General features: G+C 29.6%; 22 protein-coding genes, 1 tRNA gene and 1 other RNA gene. 16 read left to right on the top strand and 8 right to left on the bottom strand.

Annotated features, from left to right (window positions below):
• Positions 1-3: 3 nt before the first annotated feature.
• From ACTTAT_RS04900 to uvrB, 3 genes are read right to left on the bottom strand one after another with little or no spacing between them, the layout of a single operon-like run.
• Positions 4-399 carry a dihydroneopterin aldolase gene (locus tag ACTTAT_RS04900; RefSeq protein WP_009359866.1) on the bottom strand — a complete coding sequence of 132 codons (396 nt, stop codon included), beginning with the start codon at positions 397-399 and terminating at the stop codon, positions 4-6.
• Positions 392-1141, bottom strand: a complete 750-nt coding sequence (locus ACTTAT_RS04905; protein ID WP_440679963.1) for an SDR family oxidoreductase — start codon at positions 1139-1141, stop codon at positions 392-394. Before ACTTAT_RS04905 ends, ACTTAT_RS04900 begins: the two co-directional genes overlap by 8 nt.
• A complete protein-coding gene (gene uvrB, locus ACTTAT_RS04910; protein WP_440679964.1) occupies positions 1138-3285 on the bottom strand; it encodes an excinuclease ABC subunit UvrB in 2148 nt (715 codons plus the stop codon). The genes ACTTAT_RS04905 and uvrB overlap by 4 nt, the downstream gene beginning before the upstream one ends.
• Before the next feature lie 5 nt (positions 3286-3290).
• Between uvrB and ACTTAT_RS04915 the strand changes: the two genes are divergently transcribed.
• The gene (locus ACTTAT_RS04915) at positions 3291-4490 is read left to right on the top strand and encodes a pyridoxal phosphate-dependent aminotransferase (RefSeq protein ID WP_440679965.1); all 1200 of its coding nucleotides are present in this window, start codon (positions 3291-3293) and stop codon (positions 4488-4490) included.
• Here ACTTAT_RS04915 and trxB read toward each other — a convergent pair.
• Positions 4487-5431, bottom strand: a complete 945-nt coding sequence (gene trxB / locus ACTTAT_RS04920) for a thioredoxin-disulfide reductase (RefSeq protein WP_440679966.1) — start codon at positions 5429-5431, stop codon at positions 4487-4489. The genes ACTTAT_RS04915 and trxB overlap by 4 nt on opposite strands.
• Positions 5432-5521: 90 nt before the next feature.
• Here trxB and ACTTAT_RS04925 point away from each other — a divergent pair, with 90 nt between their 5' ends.
• Positions 5522-6427 carry a mitochondrial fission ELM1 family protein gene (locus tag ACTTAT_RS04925; RefSeq protein WP_440679967.1) on the top strand — a complete coding sequence of 302 codons (906 nt, stop codon included), beginning with the start codon at positions 5522-5524 and terminating at the stop codon, positions 6425-6427.
• Complete coding sequence (locus ACTTAT_RS04930; RefSeq protein ID WP_440679968.1) at positions 6424-7086, top strand: hypothetical protein; 663 nt, start codon at positions 6424-6426, stop codon at positions 7084-7086. The genes ACTTAT_RS04925 and ACTTAT_RS04930 overlap by 4 nt, the downstream gene beginning before the upstream one ends.
• On the opposite strand, the gene carB is transcribed toward ACTTAT_RS04930, so the two are convergent.
• Both carB and carA read right to left on the bottom strand, forming a co-directional pair.
• Complete coding sequence (gene carB, locus ACTTAT_RS04935; RefSeq protein ID WP_440679969.1) at positions 7087-10296, bottom strand: carbamoyl-phosphate synthase large subunit; 3210 nt, start codon at positions 10294-10296, stop codon at positions 7087-7089.
• Positions 10280-11464 (bottom strand): glutamine-hydrolyzing carbamoyl-phosphate synthase small subunit, encoded by a 1185-nt coding sequence (carA, locus tag ACTTAT_RS04940; RefSeq protein ID WP_440679970.1) that lies wholly within the window; start codon positions 11462-11464, stop codon positions 10280-10282. The genes carB and carA overlap by 17 nt, the downstream gene beginning before the upstream one ends.
• A 101-nt stretch (positions 11465-11565) precedes the next feature.
• On the opposite strand from carA, the gene ACTTAT_RS04945 reads away from it, so the two are divergent.
• The 5 genes from ACTTAT_RS04945 (at position 11566) to ACTTAT_RS04965 (ending at position 16702) form a co-directional block, all read left to right on the top strand.
• Positions 11566-12024 (top strand): GatB/YqeY domain-containing protein, encoded by a 459-nt coding sequence (locus tag ACTTAT_RS04945; RefSeq protein ID WP_440679971.1) that lies wholly within the window; start codon positions 11566-11568, stop codon positions 12022-12024.
• On the top strand, positions 12024-13769 hold the full coding sequence (dnaG, locus tag ACTTAT_RS04950) for a DNA primase (protein WP_440679972.1): 1746 nt from the start codon (positions 12024-12026) through the stop codon (positions 13767-13769). Before ACTTAT_RS04945 ends, dnaG begins: the two co-directional genes overlap by 1 nt.
• Before the next feature lie 59 nt (positions 13770-13828).
• Positions 13829-15670: an RNA polymerase sigma factor RpoD gene (gene rpoD / locus ACTTAT_RS04955; protein ID WP_440679973.1), complete on the top strand. Its 1842-nt coding sequence runs from the start codon at positions 13829-13831 to the stop codon at positions 15668-15670.
• Positions 15671-15718: 48 nt separating this feature from the next.
• A tRNA-Ile gene (locus ACTTAT_RS04960) sits at positions 15719-15795 on the top strand.
• A 7-nt stretch (positions 15796-15802) separates the two neighbouring features.
• Complete coding sequence (locus tag ACTTAT_RS04965) at positions 15803-16702, top strand: DMT family transporter (RefSeq protein ID WP_440679974.1); 900 nt, start codon at positions 15803-15805, stop codon at positions 16700-16702.
• On the opposite strand, the gene ACTTAT_RS04970 is transcribed toward ACTTAT_RS04965, so the two are convergent.
• Entirely contained in the window at positions 16686-17279 is a 594-nt protein-coding gene (locus tag ACTTAT_RS04970; protein ID WP_440679975.1) for an MlaC/ttg2D family ABC transporter substrate-binding protein, read from the bottom strand. The two genes, ACTTAT_RS04965 and ACTTAT_RS04970, sit on opposite strands and share 17 nt — an antisense overlap.
• Before the next feature lie 12 nt (positions 17280-17291).
• Positions 17292-18035 carry an MlaA family lipoprotein gene (locus ACTTAT_RS04975; RefSeq protein ID WP_440679976.1) on the bottom strand — a complete coding sequence of 248 codons (744 nt, stop codon included), beginning with the start codon at positions 18033-18035 and terminating at the stop codon, positions 17292-17294.
• A 66-nt stretch (positions 18036-18101) separates the two neighbouring features.
• Here ACTTAT_RS04975 and ACTTAT_RS04980 point away from each other — a divergent pair, with 66 nt between their 5' ends.
• The 8 genes from ACTTAT_RS04980 to ACTTAT_RS05015 all read left to right on the top strand — a co-directional run.
• Positions 18102-18581, top strand: coding sequence for an N-acetylmuramoyl-L-alanine amidase (locus tag ACTTAT_RS04980; RefSeq protein ID WP_440679977.1), 480 nt, complete (start codon positions 18102-18104; stop codon positions 18579-18581).
• Between the two features lie 31 nt (positions 18582-18612).
• Positions 18613-18962, top strand: an RNA gene (gene rnpB, locus ACTTAT_RS04985) — RNase P RNA component class A.
• A gap of 117 nt (positions 18963-19079) precedes the next feature.
• Positions 19080-19529, top strand: a complete 450-nt coding sequence (locus tag ACTTAT_RS04990; RefSeq protein WP_440679978.1) for a division/cell wall cluster transcriptional repressor MraZ — start codon at positions 19080-19082, stop codon at positions 19527-19529.
• 14 nt (positions 19530-19543) lie between these two features.
• On the top strand, positions 19544-21097 hold the full coding sequence (gene ftsZ / locus ACTTAT_RS04995) for a cell division protein FtsZ (RefSeq protein ID WP_440679979.1): 1554 nt from the start codon (positions 19544-19546) through the stop codon (positions 21095-21097).
• Positions 21098-21109: 12 nt separating this feature from the next.
• Complete coding sequence (rsmH, locus tag ACTTAT_RS05000) at positions 21110-22099, top strand: 16S rRNA (cytosine(1402)-N(4))-methyltransferase RsmH (RefSeq protein WP_440679980.1); 990 nt, start codon at positions 21110-21112, stop codon at positions 22097-22099.
• Positions 22092-22370: a hypothetical protein gene (locus tag ACTTAT_RS05005; RefSeq protein ID WP_440679981.1), complete on the top strand. Its 279-nt coding sequence runs from the start codon at positions 22092-22094 to the stop codon at positions 22368-22370. The genes rsmH and ACTTAT_RS05005 overlap by 8 nt, the downstream gene beginning before the upstream one ends.
• Positions 22357-24027, top strand: coding sequence for a peptidoglycan D,D-transpeptidase FtsI family protein (locus ACTTAT_RS05010; RefSeq protein WP_440679982.1), 1671 nt, complete (start codon positions 22357-22359; stop codon positions 24025-24027). The genes ACTTAT_RS05005 and ACTTAT_RS05010 overlap by 14 nt, the downstream gene beginning before the upstream one ends.
• On the top strand, positions 24027-24755 hold a 729-nt coding region (locus tag ACTTAT_RS05015; RefSeq protein ID WP_440679983.1), incomplete at its 3' end, for a Mur ligase family protein. The genes ACTTAT_RS05010 and ACTTAT_RS05015, both read left to right, overlap by 1 nt.

Genomic DNA, 24755 nt, shown 5'->3' on the forward strand with positions numbered 1-24755 from the left:
TTTCTAAATTCTTTTTTTTGTTATTTCATAGCCAACACTTTCGCATTCTTTTACGGCCTGAGTTTTCTCAATTCTAATTTTGACTTTGTTCACTCTTTGATCGTCAAATATTTTAGTAATAATTTTCTCAGACAAAGTCTCTAGAAAATTAATATCCTCATTTAAAATTTTTTTTATAATTTTTATGATTTGGTCATAATCTATAATTTCATTTAAAGAATTATCTTGATACAAATTTTCATTTGTAAAAATTTTTAAATTAAAAACTAGTTCTTGTTTTGTAATTTTTTCATGAGGATAATACCCAAATTTTGCATTTAATTTTAAGTTTTTAATAATGATTACCTCTTCAGAGGTTTTGATGTTATTTTTTATTTTAATTACTTTTTTTTCACTCATTAATATTTATTAAATCTTTAGTTTGCCAATTTAAACTTTGACCGCTATCAATCGCGATTGATTGACCAGTTATAGATTGATTCTGAATAAAAAAATTACAAGCATTAAAAATTTCTTTTTTATCTACTTGTTTTTTTAACAAGGTATTTAAATACTGTTTTTTAAAATGTTTTGTTGATTGCCTAGTATTTTTAATTACTGGACCTGGTGCAATAGCATTAACTCTGATTTTTGGCGCCAATCGCATCGCTGCTGTTTTTGTCATATTAAATAATATTAATTTACTTACAGTGTAAGAAAAAAAATAAGGAGTAAGTTTAAAAACTCTTTGATCAAGTATATTTGTTATTGTCGCATTTTCACTTTTATTAAGCTTTTGATTAGCAAAATTAGAGATTAAAATTGCCGGTGCTTTAGCATTTGTATCTAGATGTTTGTTCCAACTTTTCTCATTAAATTTTAGGATATCGTCATTTTCAAAAACTGAAGCACAATTAATTAAATGATGAATTTTACCAACTTTTTTTTTAGCATCATGAAAAAGTTTTTTTACAGATTGGTATTTTTCTAAATTCGCTTTTATTAAAATTGCTTTACTATATTTTGAAATATATTTTTTTGTATTTTCAGCATCTATCTTTGATTTATTATAATGAAGTATTATATTTGCACCTTTTTTTGCAAATCCAACCGCGATTTCTTTACCAATTCTTTTCCCGGCACCTGTAATTAGTATATTCATTTTTTTTTGTACCTTTTGCCAGCTCTTGTACCAGCTCTTCCTTGTGTAGATCTACCAGCATTTTTAGATTTATAGTTCTTAGTAAATGAATTTACGGTTAGACCCATATCAGATTGCTCTAATTTTCTAATTTCATCTCTTATTTCAGCTGCCTTTTCAAACTCTAAGTTATCAGCGGCGCTTTGCATATCTTTTTTCAATGCCTTCATATGTTTTTTTAAATTATGTCCTGGTTTAGTGAATTTATCTGTATTTAAATAATCTTTTTCATAAACACTCTCTAGTATATCCCCAATTTCTTTTTTAATTGATGATGCACTAATATTATTTTTTTTATTATATTCTTGTTGTTTTGTTCTCCTTCTGTCAGTCTCTTCAATTGCTTTAGTTATACTTTTTGTTTTCTTATCTGCATATAAAATGACTTTTCCTTCAACATTCCTAGCCGCTCTTCCGATTGTTTGAACTAATGAAGTTTCTGATCTAAGAAAACCCTCTTTATCTGCATCTAAGATAGCAACTAACGAACATTCAGGAATATCAAGCCCTTCTCTTAAAAGATTTATGCCAACTAAAACATCAAAGTGACCAAGCCTTAAATCTCTGATTATTTCTATTCTTTCAAGTGTATCTATATCCGAATGCATATATCTAACTTTAATACCATTTTCGTCAAAGTACTCTGTTAAATCTTCAGCCATTTTTTTTGTCAGTGTAGTAACCAAAACTCTTTGCTCTTTTTTTATTATTCCCTGACATTCATTTAAAAGATCATCCACTTGATTTTTTGCGGGTCGTATTTCAACTTCGGGATCAGTTAAACCAGTTGGTCTAATAATCTGTTCTGCAAAAACACCTTTTGTTTGTTCTATTTCCCAAGGACCAGGGGTAGCAGATACAAATACTGTTTGTGGCCTCATCAAATCCCACTCTTCAAACTTTAATGGTCGATTATCCATACATGATGGCAATCTAAAACCATAATCAGATAAAGTTTTTTTTCTTGTATAGTCACCTTTATACATTCCGTTCAATTGAGGTACAGTAACATGACTTTCGTCAACAAATACAAGTGCATTATCAGGCAGATATTCAAATAATGTTGGTGGTGGCTCTCCTTTATTTCTTCCTGATAAAAATCTTGAATAGTTTTCAATTCCTGAACAAGATCCTGTTGCCTCTATCATCTCAAGATCAAATCTTGTTCTTTCCTCAATTCTTTGTGCTTCTAAAAGTTTATTTTCTTCTCTAAATTTATCAATAGTTAGTCTTAATTCTTCTCTGATTTGTTTTATTGCTTGATTTACTGTAGGGCGAGGGGTGATATAGTGGCTATTAGCGTATACTTTAATTATATTTAAATTTTCAGTTTTATCTCCAGTGAGTGGATCAAATTCTTTAATAGAAACTAATTTACCTTCATCTAAGCTAAGTTTCCAGGCTCTATCCTCAAGGTGGGATGGAAAAATTTCTATGTTTTCTCCCCTGACTCTAAATGTTCCTCTTTGAAAGTTTTGGTCATTTCTTTTATACTGAAGTTCTATTAAACCTTTGATTACATTTTCTCTTTCATAATTTTCATTTTTGATAAATGTAAATGTCATTTTGCTATATGACTCTGCTGATCCAAGACCATAGATGCAAGAAACACTTGATACGATGATTACATCATCTTTTTCTAAAAGAGATCTTGTAGCTGAGTGCCTCATTCTATCTATTTGCTCATTAATAGATGACTCCTTTTCAATATAAGTATCTGATCTTGGAACATAAGCTTCTGGGGTATAGTAGTCATAATAAGATACGAAATACTCAACAGAGTTATTTGCAAAAAAACTCTTCATTTCACCATAAAGTTGAGCTGCTAAAGTTTTATTGGGAGCTAAAATGATCGCTGGTCTATTTAATGTTTCTATAATTTTAGCCATAGTGAAAGTTTTGCCTGATCCAGTGACCCCTAAAAGCACTTGATTTTTTTGTTGATCATTGAGACCAGAACAAAGCTCTTTTATAGCCATAGGTTGATCACCCGATGGTTTAAAGTTACTTGTTATTTTAAAATCTTTTCCACCCTCAAGCTTGTTTAAGGATAATTTATTTGTATCCTTGCTTTCTGATTTATTAATTGTATTTAATACAGACATATTTTATGAGCATCTTATCAAGTTCTTTATCAAGAATAAAACCTTCTCCAACAATAGCTGTTACTCAAAAAGCTAGAGAGTTAAAGGAAAAAGGTGTTGATGTGATTTCTTTAGGAGCAGGAGAACCTGATTTTGACACTCCTGATAATGTGAAAGAAGCCGCAATCAGAGCAATTAATAGCGGTGATACAAAATATACTGCTGTTGATGGAACTCCTAAACTTAAAGAAGCTATAATAAACAAATTTAAAAAGGAAAATGGTCTAGAGTTTTCAAAAGATCAAATTAATGTCGGTGCAGGTGGTAAACAAGTAATTTTTAATGCTATTTTATCTACTATAAACCCAGGAGACGAAGTATTAATTCCAGCGCCTTACTGGGTATCTTATCCAGATATTGTATTATTAGCAGGTGGTACCCCTAAGATTGTTATTTGTGATGAGAAAGATGAATTCAAAATCACATCTCAAAAACTGAAGAAAAACTTAAACAGTAAAACGAAATGGATTATTTTAAACTCTCCATCAAACCCAACTGGATCGTGCTATTCAAAAGATGAAATTGATGCAATAGCAGATATTTTAAAAGATTATCCAGAAGTTATGGTAATGAGCGACGATATTTATGAGCATGTAGTTTATGATAATTTTAAATTTTATACTATTGCTCAAAATAAAAATGTCACTGATAGAACGTTAACCATCAACGGTGTTAGCAAATCATATGCAATGACGGGTTGGAGAATTGGATATGCTGGTGGTCCAAAAGATTTAATTAAAGCTATGGCAAAGATACAATCTCAATCTACAACTAACCCTTCATCAATTAGCCAGGCTGCAGCAGTTGAAGCCTTAAATGGAGATCAATCTTTTATTAAAGATAGATCTGATGCATTTAAAGAGAGAAGAGATTTTGTTGTTTCTAAATTGAATAAAATTAATGGAATTGAATGTTTAAATCCACAAGGTGCATTTTATGTATTTCCAAGCTGCAAAGGTTGTATAGGTAAGACTCACTCTGACCTTGGAGAAATCAAAAACGATACTGATTTTGTAAGTAAACTACTAGAGTCAACTGGGGTTGCAGTTGTTCAAGGTTCAGCTTTTGGCCTAGAAGGTTTTTTTAGAATTTCATACGCTACATCAATGACAAACCTTGAAAAGGCAGTCGAAAGAATATCTGATTTCTGTTCTAAATTAAGTTAATGATTTAATAATTTTTCTGCTTCTAGTGCAGCCATACATCCCATGCCTGCTGCTGTAATTGCTTGTCTAAAAATTTTATCCTTAACATCACCTGCTGCAAAAACACCTTCTATATTTGTTGCTGTTGAGTCTGGATTTGTAATGATATATCCCTCATCATCCATTTTAATTTGATTTTTAAAAATACTTGTTGCTGGATTGTGTCCGATGGCAACAAAAAAACCGTGAATTTTTAATTCTTTTGTTAGATTATCTTTTACGTTTTTAATCGTAATGGACTCTAAATTTTTTGGATTATCAGTTCCATTTACTTTTTCTACAACGGTATTCCAAATAATTTCAATTTTTTCATTTTTAAATATTTTTTCTTGCAACATTTTTTCTGCACGTAATTCATCTCTTCGGTGAATTAAATATACTTTTGACGCTATACCAGAAAGGTAGATTGCCTCTTCGACAGCTGCATTTCCCCCTCCGACTACCGCTACTTCTTTGCCTTTATAAAAAAAACCATCGCACGTAGCACATGAACTTACACCAAAACCTTTGAAGCTTTCTTCGTTTTCAATTCCAAGCCACCTGGCCTGGGCGCCAGTAGAGATTATTACTGTATCAGATATAAATGTATTTCCATTTTGCCCTTTGCAAACAAATGGTCTTTTTGAAAAATCAACATCACTAATTATATCTGTTACAAATTCAGTGCCAACATTCTCGGCCTGTTTCTTCATTTCTTCCATTAACCATGGACCTCGAATAGCTTTTGCAAATCCAGGATAGTTTTCAACATCAGTGGTCGTAGTTAACTGACCGCCAGGCTCCATACCAGTAACCATTATAGGTTTTAGCATCGCTCTTGATGTATAAACAGCTGCACTATAACCTGCCGGACCCGATCCTATAATTAGTACTTTAGTTTTAAACTCTTTATTTTGACTCATTTGATTAATTTATAGAAACAATCTAATAAAATATAATTTATTATAATGAAAGCATTACACTGCTGGTTATTAACAGAGGGCGCCCATGGCATGATTAGTCAAGTTGAGGGTTTAGCAAAATCTTTAAATACAACTTTCGATCATCATACAATTGATCTGCCAGTTTTATTTAAATTTTTACCTCCATTTTTAACTCCAAAAATTCAACAAAGTTTTAATTTTAATGAAATAGTTAAAGATGATAGCTCATTTCCAGACATCATTATATCCTGTGGACGAAAGAGTGTAATTCCAAATATTGTTTTAAAAAAATATTTTAAAAAAAAATTTAATAAAGATTTAAAAAATATTCATATTCAAGACCCAAAGATATCATCTAAAAACTTTGACCTTATTATCACTCCACAGCACGATAATAAAATTAACTCTGAAAATATAATACGATCAGTTGGGGCATTGCATTACCTAAATGAAGAAGAGGTTATAAATAAAAATAACGGAGAAAATGTTATTACATTTGTATTAGGCGGACCAAATAAATATTATAATTTTAAAAAAGAAGATTTAGAAGTTCATTTTGAAAAAATTAATAACAATAAAAATTTAAAAAAAATTAATGTTATAGCATCAAGAAGAACACCCAAATCTGTATTTAATTTTTTAAGTTCAAAATTTAATCGCCTAGAATTTTGTTATGATTTTAGTTTAAATAAAAAAAATTATACAAATGCTTATGCTGAAGCTTCTCACATAGTAGTGACCTGTGATTCAACTTCAATGATTTCTGAAGCGGCTATAACTGGAAAACCATTATATGTAGCTAAATTACCCAATTTTAGGAATGACTACCGTTTTGAAAAATTTTTACAAAGCTTTAAAGATTTAAACATCATAAAGGAGTTCAATGGTAACTTAGAACACTGGACTTATGAAAAATTATATGAGAGTAAAAGAATAGCAAAAATAATTATAGAAAAATTTAATTTAGATAAATGAGCATTTTAAATTCTTTGAAAACAAGCAAACATGGTGTCAAACCATTTAGATATTGGGAATTTGATAAACCATTGACCGAAGGTATGATCAAAGAACTTTACGATGCCAAACTTGATGATCCAACGGCTCATGACATAGAATATGATGGTACTCGAGCAATTGATGGCGGAGATGGAAAATTAAGAGAGGGAATAAAGTCTGGCGGAAAAGCTTTAAAATTTAGATGTTTTATAAGTAAAGAAAATGAACAAAACTATCCTGAATTATTAAAATTAGTAAAAGATCTTCAAAAAAAAGAAACTCATCAATTTATTGGTGAAATGATAGGAAAAGATTTATCAAAATCTTTTGTGAGAGTAGAAATTTGTTGTGATAGAAAAGGTTTTTGGCTCAAGCCTCATTGCGATATCAAAGAAAAATTAATGTCTTCGATGTTATTTGTAAACAGAAATGGAGAGTCAGAAGAACTTGGAACTGATTTTTATAATGAGAAATTAGAAAAAGTTTATACTGTTCCGTATAAAGATAACTATGGTTATATATTTACAACTGATGAGAATAGTTGGCATGGTCTGGATAAAAAAGTAATTAAAGATGAAAGACGTTGTCTACAAGTCAATTACGTAACTTTTGAAACTGATTATCCTGTTCAAAAATAATTATAATTCCTGAATTCTTTTAATTTTTAAGGAATTCTTTTTTAAAGAATTTATAGCTTGAGTACATGCTTTTGCGCCTGCAAGAGTTGTAAAATAAGGGATTTTATTATTCAGAGCTGCTCTACGTAGTGACCATGAATCTTCAATAGACTTTTTTTCTGATGTAGTGTTGATGACGAGAGAGATTTTTTTATCATCTAAATACTCAACAATATGAGGACTCCCTTGGTTTACTTTGTTAATTTTTGTACATTCAATTCCATGTTTATTTAAAGTATCGGCAGTGCGGCCAGTTCCAAAAATTTTAAATCCAATATCAAAAAGATTTTTTGCATATTCACATACCTTTTCTTTATCTTCGTCTTTTACAGATATGAATGCAGATCCTTCTGTTGGAAGGTCATTTCCAGCTGACATTTGACTTTTTGCAAATGCCATTCCAAAATCACTATCAATTCCCATAGCTTCTCCGGTTGATTTCATTTCAGGCCCTAAAATTGTATCGACTTCTGGGAATTTATTGAAAGGGAATACAGCTTCTTTGATTGCAAAGATATCTAGCTTTTTGTCTAAATTTTTAAATTCTTTTAATTTTTTACCCGCCATGACTTGCGAAGCAATTTTTGCAACTGGAATGTTAAGAGCTTTTGAAACGTAAGGGACAGTTCGGCTTGCTCTTGGATTTACTTCAAGAATATAAATATCACTTCCTCTAATTGCAAATTGAATATTGATAAGACCAATTACATTTAATTTTTTAGCAAGAGATGTCGTTTGTTGTTTTAATTCTTGAATTAATTTTTCATCTAATGAAAATGGAGGAATACAACAAGCCGAGTCACCGGAGTGAATTCCAGCTTCTTCAATATGCTCCATAATGCCTGCGATAAATACATCCTGACCATCACAAACGGCATCAACATCGATCTCGATTGCGTCATTTAAAAATTTATCAATCAATACTGGACTATCACCGGAGACCTGGACAGCTTCTTCAATATATGTATTAAATTGCTCATCATCGTGAACAATTTCCATGGCACGACCACCTAATACATAAGAAGGCCTAATTACTATCGGGTAGCCAATTTTTTCAACAATAGTTTTTGCTTCTTCCTTGCCTCTTGCTAGGCCGCTTTCTGCTTGTTTTAAATTTAGTTCACTAACGATTTGATTAAATTTTTCTCTATCTTCAGCAGTATCAATTGACTCGAGTTGCGTTCCTAAAATAGGAAAACCAGACTCATGAATTTTTTTAGCTAATTTGATTGGTGTTTGTCCACCAAACTGAACGATTACACCTTTTATTTTTCCAGACGAACTTTCTTTTTTAAGTATTTCAATAATATATTCATCAATAAGAGGCTCAAAATAAAGCCTGTCACTAGTGTCATAATCTGTTGAAACCGTCTCTGGATTGCAATTAATCATAACTGTTTCAAATCCCATTTCTTTTAATGAGAAACTTGCCTGACAACAACAATAATCAAATTCAATACCTTGGCCAATTCTATTAGGTCCACCTCCAATTATTATGACTTTTTCTTTATCAGATGGATTAGCCTCGCATTCTCCGTCTGACATTAAACCATGATCATAAGTTGAATACATGTATGGTGTTAATGAGGAAAACTCAGCAGCACATGTATCAACTTTTTTATATGTAATATTAATTTTGTTATCTTTTTTATATTTTTCAACTTGATCTAAAGTTTTATTTGATAGCTCGGAAATTTTTTGATCTGAAAAACCAATTGATTTAATTAATTTGAATGTATCTTTTTGGAATGGGCTTTTAATAATTTCATTTTCAGTATCTACAATTTCTTTTATTTGTCTTAAAAACCATGGATCAATTTTACAGAGTTGATGAATATTTTCTAAGCTTAGTCCTTTTCTAAATCCCTCAGCAACGTATAAAATTCTTAAAGGTATATTTTTTTTCAATTGATCTTTTATAGTATTTAAATCACAGTCAACACTATCAAGGCCAGTTAGGCCAACTTCAAGCGAGACCAATGCCTTTTGCAAAGACTCTTTAAAATTTCTTCCAATCGACATACTTTCACCAACTGATTTCATTGCAGTTCCTAGTTCTGCTTTACTTTTTTTAAACTTTTCAAATGCAAATCTTGGAATTTTAGTAACAACATAATCGATAGTTGGTTCAAATGATGCCGGTGTTACCTTTGTGATATCATTTTGTATCTCATCTAATGTATAGCCAACTGCTAACTTGGCTGCGACTTTTGCAATAGGAAAACCAGTAGCTTTCGATGCCAATGCTGATGATCTTGAAACTCTTGGGTTCATTTCGATTACAATCATTCTTCCATCTTTTGGATTGATGGCAAATTGAACATTTGAACCACCTGTTTCAACTCCAATTTTTCTAAGACATGCAATTGATGCGTTTCTCATGACTTGATACTCTTTATCTGTTAGAGTTAGGGCAGGGGCTACTGTAATCGAGTCACCCGTATGTATTCCCATTGGATCTAAGTTTTCAATCGAACAAACAATAATTGCATTATCTTTTTTGTCCCTTACAACCTCCATTTCAAATTCTTTCCAACCAACTAAAGACTCTTCAACTAAAACTTCGTTAGTTGGAGATAAATCTAGACCGTTTTTTATAATTTGAAAAAATTCTTGTTCTGTATTGGCCACTCCTCCACCTGTACCTCCGAGCGTAAATGATGGTCTAATGATAGAGGGAACTCCAATCTTTTTGTACGCTTCTTTTGCATCTTCTTCATTTCTACATATATATGATCTTGCCGACTCAAGACCAATTTCATTCATATTTTTTTTAAATTTTTCTCTATTTTCTGCATTATCAATTGCTTCAGCATTGGCTCCAATTAATTCAACATTATATTTTTTTAATATTCCCTTTTGATCTAAACTCATTGCAGCATTAAGCCCAGTTTGACCACCCATGGTTGGCAGTATTGCATCAGGTTTTTCTTTTTTTATAATTTCTTCTAGGACCTGACCGTTTATAGGTTCAATATAAGTGATGTTTGCAACATTTGGATCAGTCATTATGGTTGCAGGATTAGAGTTAACTAAAATAATTTTATATCCTTCTTGCCTTAACGCTTTGCATGCTTGTGATCCAGAGTAATCAAATTCGCAAGCTTGTCCTATCACAATAGGACCAGCACCAATAATCATGATTTTATTAATATCAGTTCTTTTTGGCATTTTTTTCTACTTCTTTAATAAACTCTAAAAATAAATAATGACTATCATGAGGACCAGGACTTGCTTCTGGATGATATTGTACTGAGAAAGCTTTATATTTTTTTGATTTAATTCCTTCGATAGATTGATCAAACAAGGATATATGAGTTACCTCTACATCATTAGGAATATTATCTTTATCAACTTCGAAACCATGATTTTGTGATGTAATTTCAACAAGGTTATTATTTAAATTTTTTACAGGGTGATTTGCTCCTCTATGTCCTTGATGCATTTTTTTTGTTTTACAGTTTAAAGCATGTGCAAGTAATTGATGACCTAAGCAAATACCAAAGGTTGGAATATTACTCTCTAATATTTTTTTTATAGTTTCATTTGCAAATTTTGAGGTGGCAGCAGGGTCTCCCGGTCCATTTGACAGAAAAACTCCATCGGGTTTTAACTCTGATATTTTATTAAAGTTTGTATCAGCTGGCACAACTGTTAATTTTGTTTTTAAATTAGAGAAATTTCTTAAAATATTTTTTTTACAACCAAAGTCCAAAACTACAACATGGTATTTATGCTCATCATTTTTATTATAACCCTTTTCTTTTGACCATAATCCTTCATCATTCCAATTATAAATCTGTTGAGTGGTAACTTTCTTGGTAAGTTCCATTCCTTCTAAACCAGGCCAGCTTTTGCATTCTTCAAGATATTTATTTGTTTCATTGGTACCACCATTTACAATTGTTGCTTTTAAAGCGCCTTTATTTCTAATTAAATTTGTAATAGCCCTGGTATCGACGCCTGCAATTCCTACAACTTCATTTTTTTTTAACCAATCATTTAGTTTTTCAAATGATCTGTAATTTGAAGGTTCAGTTATTTCCTTTGCAAATATAACTCCTTTTAGCCAAACTTTTTCTGACTCGATATCTTCAAAGTTTGCCCCAACATTTCCAATATGAGGAAAGGTGAAGTTTATGATTTGATCAGAATAAGATGGGTCAGTTATAATTTCCTGGTAGCCAGTCATTGAAGTATTAAAACAAACCTCTCCAACAGAATGGCCTTCATGACCTATGCCTATTGCAGAAATAGATAATCCATTTTCGAAAACTAAAATACCTGTGGGTTGTGATGATAAAAAATTTAAATCTGCCTTTTTTTCCTTATTAAACAAAAATACAACTCATAGGTTAAGAATCAAAGTTTACAAAAAAACTTTGGCGTTAATTATGAAAAAGTCTTACACTCGTCAAGAAACTAAATTAAATAATCGTCATGACAATTTTTGAAAATGTGAACAACGCTTTAAGTGAATCGCTAAAAAGCAAGCAAAGTGATCGAGTGCTTACCTTGAGGGCAATAGTATCAGCAAAAAAAGACAAAGAAATCGAGAAAAGAACTCAGGATAAGAAAGAAGTTACAGATGAAGATATGATTTCTATTTTAAATAAAATGCTAAAACAAAGAAAAGAGTCAGTAGAAATGTATCAAAAAGCAAGTAGACAAGATTTAGTTGATAAAGAAAATACTGAAATAAAAATCATAGAAGAATTTTTGCCACAACAGCTCAGCCAAGAAGAAGTTGAGAAAGTTTGCAATGAAGCAATATCAAATATTGGAGCATCAAGCCTTAAGGATATGGGAAAAGTAATGGCAGCATTAAAAGAAAAATATTTGGGCAAAATGGATTTTTCTTTAGCCGGCAAGATATTAAAGGATAAGCTTAAAGGTTAATGAAGTACCCAAAAACTTACATTGATGAAATTAGAAATAGGTTAAAAGTTTCTGATGTAGTTAGATTAAAAGTTAATTTAAAAAAAAGAGGAAAAGAATTTATTGGGCTCTCTCCTTTTAAAAATGAAAAAACTCCCTCCTTTACTGTCAATGATGAAAAAGGGTTTTATCATTGTTTTAGTACAGCGGAACATGGAAATATTTTTGATTTCATTATGAAATTAGAAAATTTAAATTTTGGAGAAGCGGTTAAAATGCTTGCTCAAAGAGCTGGAATGCAACCATATCGTTTTACAAAAGAAGATGAAAAAATTGAAAAAGAAAATTTGAGAATTCAAAAATTATTTGAAATCTATTTTAACCAATGCAAAGAAGATTTATTTTCTCAATATAAAGATACTCATCTTAAATATTTGATTGATAGAGGTTTAAAAATTGAAACTATAAATTATTTCAAATTAGGTTTTTGTGAAAATAGTAAAAAGATACAAAATAAACTTTTTGAAAATGGTTTTACTTCAGATGAATTAATAAAATCTGGAATGTATTATAAAAAAGACGGTACAGATGAATTAGTTAACCGTTTTAAAAATAGAATTACTTTTCCGATACAAAATTATTACAATAATTTTATTGGTTGCGGAGGTCGAGCAGTTTTAGCAAATGCTTTGGCAAAATATATAAATTCTCCTGAAACAAATTTTTTTAAAAAAGGTTTTAATTTGTTTAATTTAAATAATGCAAAAAAAGAAAGTTTAAATTCAAATAACCTAATTCTTGTTGAAGGATATATGGATGTAGTGTCTTTGTATAATAAAGGAATAAAAAATGTTTCTGCCACTTTAGGTACTGCAATGACAACTTCCCAGATAAGCTTAGCTTGGAAAAACTTTGATAAAATTATTATTTGTTTTGATGGTGATCAAAGTGGAATAGATGCTTCTTATCGTGCCGCAGAAAGAATTTTAAAAATATTAAAACCAGGAAAAGATATTTATTTTGCAAAAATTCCTAACAGCCAAGATCCAGATGATTTTGTAAATCAATTTGGTAAAGAAGGTTTCAATTCTTTAATAAGTCAAAGTAAAGATTTAGCAGATGTTATTTTTAAACATCATGCATTAGGAGTTAATAAATCAAAACCTTCAGATATTGCTTTGTTAGAAAAAAAGTTATTTAATTTAGCTGATGAAATTGAAGATCAAATTTCAAAAAAATATATAAAAAGTGCGTTTAAAAATAAAATTTTTGAAAATATTATTAAGAAGAAAAATTATAATTCTCAAAGTCAGGAAGAGATAAAAAAAGCAAGTTTACGATTAATGCTTTCTAAAGAAGAAATAGTAGAGTTATCTTTCATTAATTTAATATTAAATTATCCAGAATTTAGTGAAAATAAAATTGAAGATATATCGCTTTTAGAATTTAATTTTAAAGAAAGTAATATATTTATATCTGAACTTATCAATTCATTAGTAAATGAAAATGTTAAAACAAAAGAGGATTTAAGAAAAAAATTAACAATAAACTTTGCCTCTTTTATAAAAAAAATTGAAATGTATTCAAATAACAAAAGTATTATTGTTAATCTTAATGAAGAGTCTTACTCAAACTTTTTCAATGACTATGTTGACGAATTAAATGTTGCCAAAAAAAATAAACAGATTTCTAGTCTTGAGTCGGAGTTACTAAAGAACCCTGATGAGGCTAGTTATAATCAGTACTTATCTCTAAAAAATAGCTAAAAATGTTAAAAATCTTCCATTTATTTTTTATTAAAAAAATATAAATTCCAGCAACTATTGTGGAAAAATTAATATCAAAATCCTTTGAAAGACTTGTTGAGAAAGGCCTGAATAGAGGTTTTATAACTTATGAAGAGTTACAAAAATCTTTAGGTAAAAGAAATAGTAATGTTGAAAGTTTAGACACAGCATTAGTACATATTTTTGATCAAGCAATTACCCTAGTCCAAAATAAATCTGATTTTAAAGTAAAAAAACAAGAGTCTGAAACTGCAAAGCAAACAAAGACAGTTGAAAGAAGCGATGACCCAATAAGAATGTATCTAAGAGAAATGGGTGGTGTAGAACTTCTTTCACGTGAAGGTGAAACAGCAATTGCTAAGAGAATAGAGTCTGGTCGATATGTAATGATCAGTTCATTATCAGAAAGTCCAATCACTGCAAAAAAAATATTCGATTGGGAAGAGAAATTAATTAACAATGAAATGCTTGTAAGAGATATTATTGATCTAGATACGAATTTTATTGATGATGAAAAATTAGCAAAGTCAATTAAAGAGAAAAGCAAAAAAGAAGCTAAAGAAAAAAATCCGAATATAGACACTGAATCAGAAGATAGTAATGACGATGATGAATTTAATATATCTCTAGCGTCATTGGAAATTGAGTTAAAACCAAAAATTTTAGAAGCTTTTAGCAGGATTACAAAAAATTATAAAAAACTAATTTCTTACCAAAGAGATAAGCTTGAATGTGTTTTAAAAAATCAAGCATTTAGCGACAGTAAAAAGAAAAGTTACGAAAAGGTAAAAAAAGAAATTATGGAAGAACTTTTGAAACTTCAGCTTAACCAAGTTACACAAGAAGATTTGGTTGCCCTAAATTATGCTGAAAATAAAAAGATCCTTTCTTACGATGGTGAATTAATGAGAGCGGCAAATAAACATGGTATTTCTAGGGATGATTTTATTAAATTTTATGTAGGTAACGAGCTAAATCCAAATTTTGAAAAATTTTTAAGTGAAGAAAAAAGTTGGTTAGCTTTCTTTACTAAAGAAAAAAAACTTTTTGCTAATTTAAAAGATAAACTTATTGAGCTCAGTGACAATATTGGGATGTCAATTTCAGATTTCAGAATTTTAGTGAATAAAATTAAAAAAGGAGAAAGAGAATCTAGAATTGCAAAAAAAGAAATGATTGAGGCGAACCTTAGATTAGTTATTTCGATTGCAAAAAAATATACAAATAGAGGTTTGCAGTTTTTAGATTTAATTCAAGAAGGCAACATTGGTTTAATGAAAGCAGTAGATAAGTTTGAGTATAGAAGGGGATATAAATTTTCAACATATGCAACATGGTGGATAAGGCAAGCCATTACAAGATCAATTGCTGACCAAGCTAGAACAATTAGAATTCCAGTTCATATGATAGAAACAATAAATAAAATTGTAAGAACTCAAAGACAAATGATGAGTGAGTTTGGAAGGGAGCCTACACCAGAAGAGCTATCAAAAAAATTGGCAATGCCGCTAGAAAAAGTTAGAAAGGTTTTAAAGATAGCAAAAGAACCAGTGTCATTAGAAACTCCAGTCGGAGACGAAGAGGATAGTACTCTTGGTGACTTTATTGAAGACTCAAATGCATTAATACCCGTAGATGCTGCGGTTCAAACTGCATTAAAAAATACAACGACCAAAGTTTTGGCTTCTTTGACTCCAAGAGAAGAAAGAGTGTTGAGAATGAGATTCGGTATTGGCATGAATACAGATCATACTCTCGAGGAAGTTGGCCAGCAGTTTTCTGTTACTAGAGAAAGGATCAGACAGATTGAAGCAAAGGCATTAAGAAAACTAAAACACCCAAGTCGATCTAGGCAATTAAAAAGTTTCTTGGATAATTAAAATAATTTATTTATTTTTGTTATCATTAGTGTAATAACAAAATATTCCGGGCCTGTAGCTCAGTTGGTTAGAGCCCCCCGCTCATAACGGGGTTGTCGGGGGTTCAAATCCCTCCGGGCCCACCATTAAATAATGACAAAACCAAATTTTAAAAGCTATATCCTTCTTTTTATATTAGCTTCAATTTGGGGGTCTGCTTTTTTTAATTATAAAATTGTTTTAGAAAGTTTTGATTTTTATATTTTAACCGCAGGTAGGTTATTTTTTGCAGCTATATTTTTATTTTTAATCTCTATTTTTTACAAAAAAATTGATTATAGTCCAATTTTTACAAAAGATTTTTACGTATTTTTTTTAATTGGAATAGTTAATTATATTATACCATTTTCATTAATAGCTCTTGGTATTGACGGTATGAGCAGTGGCCTCGCCGCATTATTGATGGGTGCAGGCCCCTTTTATGCAATTATTTTATCTAATTTATTAGGACACGATAAATTTAATAAATTTAAAATTCTAGGAACAGTTACTGGTTTTTTTAGTGTTTTTATTTTAGTTTATGACCAAGTTTATTTAAATCAATCGAGCAGCTTTTATTCAGTCTTTTTAGTAATGATGGCGTCTCTTAGCTATGTTATCGGCGCGGTATTTATACAAAGATATAATAAATTTAAAAATCAAACAATTTCTCTACTATCAATGTCTTGTGGAACTTTAATTCTAGCTCCATTCTGCATTTATGAAATGGCTACTTATGATTACAGTCAATTCAAATTAAAAAGTTTAATAAGCTTAATTTATTTAGGTATTTTTAGTACTGCCTTAGCTTTTATGATGAGAATAAAATTAATTTTTGATAATGGAATTGTATTCATGTCTCAAGTTTCATTATTAATCCCAATATTTGGAGTATATTTTAGTTGGATATTTTTAAATGAAAGTTTTACTGAAAATATGATTGTATCTTTAGTTATTACAATACTAGGATTAATGATTTTGCAAAAAGGCTATAAAGCTAATTCTTTGAAATAAAATCGTTTAGATTAGCCATTAAACCATCAAAACCTTTACTAGCTAATATTGAGCCAAATTCTTCCCTTTGAGTTTTTGCTAAGCTTAAACCCTCTACAACTAAATCTCTAATAACTAACTTGTTATTTATATTGAAAACTCTCCAGTCAATTTTAATTTCTTGATTGTCTTTTTTAGATACCATTTTTGAATTTACTAAAACGTAGTTATCACTTACTCTTTTTGATCCAGTAACTTTTATATTTTGGTCACTATAATTTTGCAATCTACTTGATATATTCTTTGCAAAAAAAACTCTAAATACCTCTGTGTATTTTTTTAACTGAGTTTCATTCAAGTCTTTTCTTGAAGACCCCAGGGTAAATCGACCTAAACCATCCACATCGACAACATCCAAAGCAATAGCCTCAATTTTCTTTTTTTTATCATCTATTTTAATATTTGAATCTAGGATAATTTTTTTAGCATTATCAGTTGTTGATTGAACAAGTTGTTCAGCTTCTTTTTCAAATGAGTAACTATTAAAAGATAAAGTGATAAAGAAAAATATATTTAAAAAAAAGATTTTTCTTAGCATTGATTTTAAAAACTATTTGAAATCTTTCCATTGATCTTCATCAGAAGATTTACCATCATTGGTTAAATAGTCTCTTCTTTGAAGGTATAAACTTCTAACCGATGCATATAGATCTACAGAATTTTTTTCTAAATTATCTAGTGTATTTAGATTTTCAGCTCGCCAATTTGTTTTATCAAGGGCTGTTTCACCCCAGTAGGTTCCGTCTCCCAAGTTATTTCCAAGTAACATTTCTTTATCTCCAACTGTACTTAAATAAAAAGGATCAAGCATTGCATTGCCGATTTTTCCAATACCGTCTCTTAAAGTTGCAGGCCCTAGAACAGGCAACATCACATAACATCCGTGTCCAACACCCCAGGCTCCAAGAGTTTGGCCATAGTCTTCATTTTCATTTTTTTTAATTCCTAGTTTTGATGCTGGATCAAATATTCCAAGTATTCCAACAGTTGTGTTAATTAAAAATCTTCCAGTATCATTTATGCCTTGTTTATATTTACCTTGAAGAAATTGATTTGGAATTTGAACAAAATAGGAAACATTATTGGTTGCATTTTTCACTCCAGTTTTCACTGGGTTAGGTAGGTATGAATAACCTTTTGCAACTGGTTTAAAAATAATTTTATCTAACCCCATATTAAATGAAAAAACGGCTCTGTTGACTGGTTCAAAACAATCCTCAGTTTTTGAAAAAGAAACTGTGGGCGTCAGTGTTATTACTGATGCAACTAATAAAGTGTTTAAAAATTTTTTCATTTTTTTATATTTGTGCGAGTATATAGTGATATTTGTAGCTAAAACTAGAGTAAAAAAAGGCAATTAATGCATTTAAAAATAACGCAAAAACCTAGTAAAAACTTTGAAAAATTAAAAGATAGAAGAATTAAGTATGTAATAATTCACTATACAGGCATGAAGGACCAGAAATCTGCGATTAAAAGATTACAATCAAAAGTTGCAAAAGTTAGCTGCCATTATTTAATTAGTAGAGGCGGCAAAATCTATCAAATGGTTCAAGACCAAGATGTTGCTTGGCATGCTGGAAAATCAAAATGGGGTAAAGACATTAATTTAAATTCTAAATCAATTGGAATTGAATTGGTAAACAAAGGGTTTCAAAATTTTCCTAATAAACAGATTTTTGCGTTAATAAAGATTTTGAAAAACCTTAAAAAAAAATACAAGATCAAACCCAGTTATATTCTTGGACACGAAGATATATCTCCTGGTAGAAAGACTGATCCAGGTCCGAAATTTCCCTGGAAAATATTGTATAATCATAAACTTACCAAAAAGCATTGATTTTACTTGTTTTTTGACTATAAGCATCCTGCTAGTTGGTTGAATGGTAGCTCTATTATAATAGAGAGGAAAGTCTGGGCTCCATAGGAAAAAGTACCAGGTAACTCCTGGCGGGAGAAATCCTAGAGATAGTGCCACAGAGAATAGACCGCCTAATCAAGGCAAGGGTGAAACGGTGAGGTAAGAGCTCACCGCCTTTTTAGTAATAAAAAGGGCATGGAAAACCTTACTTGGAGCAAGACCAAATAGGGATAGCACGATCTTTGATCAAACATCCTAAGTTAGCTATCCGGGTTGGTTGCTGGAGCTGTTTAGAAATAATCAGCCGAGATAAATTACCATTTTAAATGACAGAACCCAGCTTATAGACCAACTAGCAAATTCAATTATAAATAGAACAATATAAGAACAACTAAAAGTTGAATATAAATTGACTATTTATTAAAAACCATATATTCCCATGTAATCCCATAAATGGGAATTTGATGAATATATTAAATGTTTATTTCTACTTACGAAAACAAACTAGACAAAAAAGGAAGGGTGTCCGTGCCTGCAGCTTATAGATCTCATTTATCGGCCCTTGGTTATAACGCAGTTGTTTGTTACCCATCTTTTACAAATTCATCTATTGAGTTTTGTCCTCAAGACAGACTAGAAAAAATTATTGAAACAATTGATACACTAAATCCTTTTGAAGAAAATAGAGATATCTTTTCTACATCAATCTTAGCAAACAGCTCTCAACTTAATTTTGATGGCGATGGAAGAATTACTTTAAATGAAAAATTATTAGAGCACTCTAAAATAACAGAAAAAGTTTTATTTGTTGGTCAAGGAAAAACATTTCAGATGTGGGAGCCAACTTTATTTAAAAAATTCAGTGATGACGCAAGAAAAAAAGCAAATTTAAAAAGATCAGAACTGAAATGGAAACAATCAAACTAAAAAAGGAGAAAACGATGGCAATAAATATAACAGCACCTGAATTAAGAGAATTAAAACCAAGAATAGTAGTTTTAGGAGTTGGAGGAGCAGGAGGAAACGCAATCAACAATATGATTGACTCTGGTATCCAAGGTGTCGAGTTTGTTGCCGCAAATACAGATGCACAAGATTTAAAAAAGAATAAAGCTGATTGTAAAATTCAACTAGGTGCTAATTTGACAAGAGGTTTAGGTGCTGGTGCAAAAGCTGATATTGGACAAGCAGCTGCCGATGAGTCAATGAATGAAATAATTAATTTATTACAAGGTGCAAATATGGTTTTTGTAACTGCTGGAATGGGAGGTGGTACAGGAACAGGTGCAGCACCAGTTATTGCAAAGGCTGCAAAGGATTTAAATATTTTAACCGTAGCGGTTGTTACTAAACCTTTTATGTTTGAAGGACCTGGTAGAATAAGAGTTGCCGAAGCAGGTTTAGAAAATCTTTCTAAAGTTGTTGATACGAGCATAATTATTCCAAACCAGAATTTATTTAAAATCGCAGATGATAAAACAACATTTCCTCAAGCATTTAGAATGGCTGATAATGTTTTAATGCACGGCGTAAGAGGAATAACAGATTTGATTGTACAACCTGGATTAATGAATTTGGATTTTGCTGACATTGAAACTATCATGAGCGGAATGGGAAAAGCTATGATGGGAACTGGAGAGGCAGAAGGAGAAAAAAGAGCAGAGCTTGCCTCTGAAGCTGCTATAAATAATCCTTTGATTGACGATTATACTCTTAAAGGAGCTAAAGGTTTACTAGTAAATATAACTGGTGGAAATGATATTACTTTATTTGAAGTAGATGAAGCGGCAAATAAAATTAGAGCTGAGGTAGATCCTACTGCAGATATTTTAATCGGTTCAACTATTGATGAATCTATGAATGGCAAAGTAAGAGTTTCAATTGTTGTTACAGGATTAGGTGGAGAAGTTGTAAAAAACAAACCAACTTTAAGTGTTGTTCAAAATAGAAATCATGGTTACTCAAGACCAAATCTATTTAATAATGCACAATCACCATATTCAAATTATAGCCAACAAGCGTTTACACAAAATGGTCATCAAGCTAATTTAAGTAACGCTCCTATGGCCAGTGCAACAACTAATCATTCAGTACCTATTTCAGGCTCAAATGCATTGGATGTTAACTCTATCTATAAAACAGAGCAGAATGTTACTCATGAAATCAACACAAATTATGAGGAGTTACAAAAAAGCGCTCCTATAGACAATTCTGTTGCGGAGGATTTTACTAGTGAGGATCAAAATTTTGATAGTCTCGATGCAAGCTCCATTGAGGAACAGTCTTCACTAAACATAGAAGAAAATACAAGTGAAAATAATAATATAGAAACCGAAAATGCTGCTCCACAGCTATTCACTGGAGATGAAGAGATAAGAGATCATGATCAAGAAAAATCATTAGCCGATGAAATTGATGCGGATTTGTCTGATATTAATTTTGACGATAAGGATGATCTTGAGATCCCTGCATTTTTAAGAAGACAAACTAATTAGAGATTATGCTCAATGTCGCTGGATACAATAAAACATTATCCAGTGATGTTGAGAGAAGTCACTAATTTTCTTTCAGATAATAAATTAATATTAGACTGTACTTTTGGAGGAGGCGGGTATTCTTCTGAAATTTTAAAAAAATATTCGAATTCAAAAGTTATCGCTATAGATAGAGATATTGAAATTATTCAATTTGCAAAAAAGTTAGAAAAAAAATATTTAAAACGATTTGTTTTTAAAAATCTAAAATTTTCTGAAATACATAAAGTAAAAGAAATAAATCAAATAGATTATTTTATTTTTGACCTTGGCGTTTCGCACTTTCAATTGAAAGATATGAAACGTGGGTTCTCATTCAGTTCAGATGATAGTTTAAGTATGAGTATGGGTTTAACAGATCTAGATGCAGAGGAATTAATTAAAAAAGTTTCTGAAAAGGATTTAAAGAATATTTTAAAATTTTTTGGTGAAGAAAAATTCGCTTCTAAAATTGCAAACAAAATTATTAATGTACGAAGAAACAAAAATATATCATCAGGCAAAAAATTAGCTGAAATTATAGAAACTGTTAAATTTAAAAAAAATAAAACTCATCCTTCAACAAAATCTTTTCAAGCATTAAGAATGATTGTAAATCAAGAATTATTAGAAATATACAAATCATTAAAATTTATAATTGAAAACTGTAAAGAAAACTCAACAATTATTATTGTTACATTTCATTCTCTTGAAGATCTTCTTGTTAAAAAAATAATAAATTTTTATGGAAAAAAAACTTCAACTTCGAGATACTTACCACAAGACTCAGATATTAAAAAAATGCCTATTAAAATTTTAACTAACAAAGCTCTTAAACCAAATTCAGAGGAGGTTAATGTAAATCCAAGCTCTCGTTCAGCAAAACTAAGAGCTTTTACTAAAATTTGTAAACCTGATTTTAGTTTAAAGAGATCAGATTTAGATATGGAAAAATATTTTTCTTTAGAAGAGTTATATGTTTAAAAGTTTTATTATACCGTTGATTTTATTAGTTTTTGGAGTTTCTTTTACAAATTTCTATAAAAATAAATCTAAAAATTTAGAAGAAAAAATAGCTAAAAAAAAAGAAGTTATTTACGAGTTACGAAAAGGTAATGAGTTAGAGTTAAAAGAAAATATATTTTTAAAATCACCAGAAAATATAAAAAAATTAGCAAACAAATATCTTGGTAAAGATTATATCTTTTTTGAAAAAAAAAATATTGAATATTTAGAACTTAATGAAAAAAAATAATCAACTTAATTTATATTTTGATGAAAGTATTTATCAAAAAAAGGAAAATAAAAATTTAGATATAAGAATAAACGTTATAATTTCATTTTTTCTTCTTTTGAGCTTTTTGACATTATCAAAGCTTATTTTTTTAGGCTTTGATAAAAAAGAATTAAGTTTAAAGGATAATTATATAAAGCAAGAACTAAAAAGACGATCAATAGTTGATCAAAATAATAATTTATTAGCTTATTCTATTAAAACACATGATCTTTTGATTAGAACAAAAAAAATTAAAAATTTTAATAATTTAAATTTAAAATTACGTATTAAATTTCCTGAGGTTGACCTTAAAAAAATTAAAAATTTTAACAAAAAATCATTTCATGTAATTAAGAAAAATTTAAGTCCTGTAGAGTATAATAATGCATTAAGTTTAGGGGAACCATCTTTGGAGCTTGTTGAAAATGAAACTAGAATTTATCCAGATAAAAACTTATTTTCGCACATCCTTGGGAATGTTGATACAGATCAACAGGGTATATCTGGTATTGAATTGTTTCTGAATGATGAAATATTAGATAAAAAAAAAATTAATATTCCTATAGTTCTTTCAGTTGATCAGAGGGTTCAATTCATAATTCGTGAAACCTTATTAGATAGTATAAATATTTTTAGCGCCAAAGGAGCATCAGCAGTTTTAATGGATGCGGGCAGTGGAAAAATTTTATCAATGGTATCTCTGCCAGATTATAATCTAAATGATAGATCTGAATTAAAAAATAAGGATAATTTATTTAATAAAAACTCAAAAGGTCTATACGAGCTAGGATCTGTATTTAAAACTTTTGTAATAGCAAATGCCCTAGAACAAAAAAAAATAACGAGAGATAAAGTTTATAAAAATTTACCAAGCCAAGTTGCCTGCGGAAAATTTTTTATTAAAGAGTATAAATATTCAAAAGATAAAAAAAATTTATCTGTAAATGATATTTTAGTTGAGTCATCAAATATAGGTACAATAAGAATAATCCAGGATTCTGGATTAGAGACTTATCAAAACTTCTTAGAAAAGCTTGAGATTTTTGATTATTCTGGAATTGAATTACCAGAGGTTTCTGCTTCTACAAAAAAAAGGTGGGGAAAGTGCAGAACGCTTACTGCAGGATATGGACATGGAATAAATACCACTCCCTTACAGTTAACTAGGGCATATGCCTCAATAATTAACGGTGGGAATCTTTTAGAGCCAACTTTGCTAAAAAATAAAAAAACTAAAATTAAAAATAAAATAATTTCAGAAGAAAACAGCAAGATAATAAAAAAAATTTTAAGAACAAACGTTGATAATAATTACATCAGAGGAGGCAGTGGAAGAAAAGCAGATATTCATGGATATAATGTAATGGGAAAAACAGGTACTGCAGAAAAACCTTCAAATATAGGCAAAGGATATTCCAATGAAATATTGAATGTTTTTGTTTCTGCGTTTGACGTAGATGAAAATTTATATGTTTTAACAGTAATTATGGATGAACCAAAAGGAGCGCCAAAACTATGGGGCCATAATAGAAGAGAATCTGGATGGAATGCAGGTTATATAAATGGACAAATTATAAAAAAAATAGGTCCAATTTTGAACACATTAAAAATTAATGATTATGCAAAATTGAATTAATGAAGATTAAAGAAATTATAAATAAAAATTTTTGTGTAGATTCTAGACTTTTAAAAAGAAATGATGTTTTTTTTGATTTTTTATCTAATTCAAAAAAAATAAACCCATTTTTAAAAAGTATAATTAAAAAAAAACCAAGTTTAATTTTTTCATCTATAAAAGTAAATTATCGCAACTCAATTATTTCTAAAAATATTAGAAGTTTATATTTATCATTAATAAAAAAAAAATATAAAAAAATACCTAAAAATATTTTTGCCGTAACTGGTACAAATGGAAAAACATCAGTTGCTAATTTTTTTTATCAATTACATATTTTAAATAAAAAATCTTGTGCAAACATTGGAACTCTTGGATATTTTTATAACAAAAAAAGAAAAAAAAATAATTTAACAACACCCAGTAACCTGGATATTTATAATTTTTTAAATTTTATTAATAAAAAAAAAATTAGAACAGTTATTTTAGAAGCATCAAGTCATGGTCTAGATCAGGATCGATTAAATGGATTAAAATTCAAGGGAGTTGTATTTACAAATTTTTCTCAAGATCATCTAGATTATCATAAATCAATGAAAGCTTATTTAAATTCAAAGTTAAAACTTTTTAGACAAAACTTGAAAAAAAAAGGACATATAGTCTGTAATGATAATATAAAAAAAATACTTATTAAAAATAAAATTTCTAAATTTTTTTTTAAATATGTTTTGGATAATAAAATTAAATAT

The organism is Candidatus Pelagibacter sp. HIMB1517, assembly GCF_052047895.1.
GTDB lineage: Bacteria > Pseudomonadota > Alphaproteobacteria > Pelagibacterales > Pelagibacteraceae > HIMB114.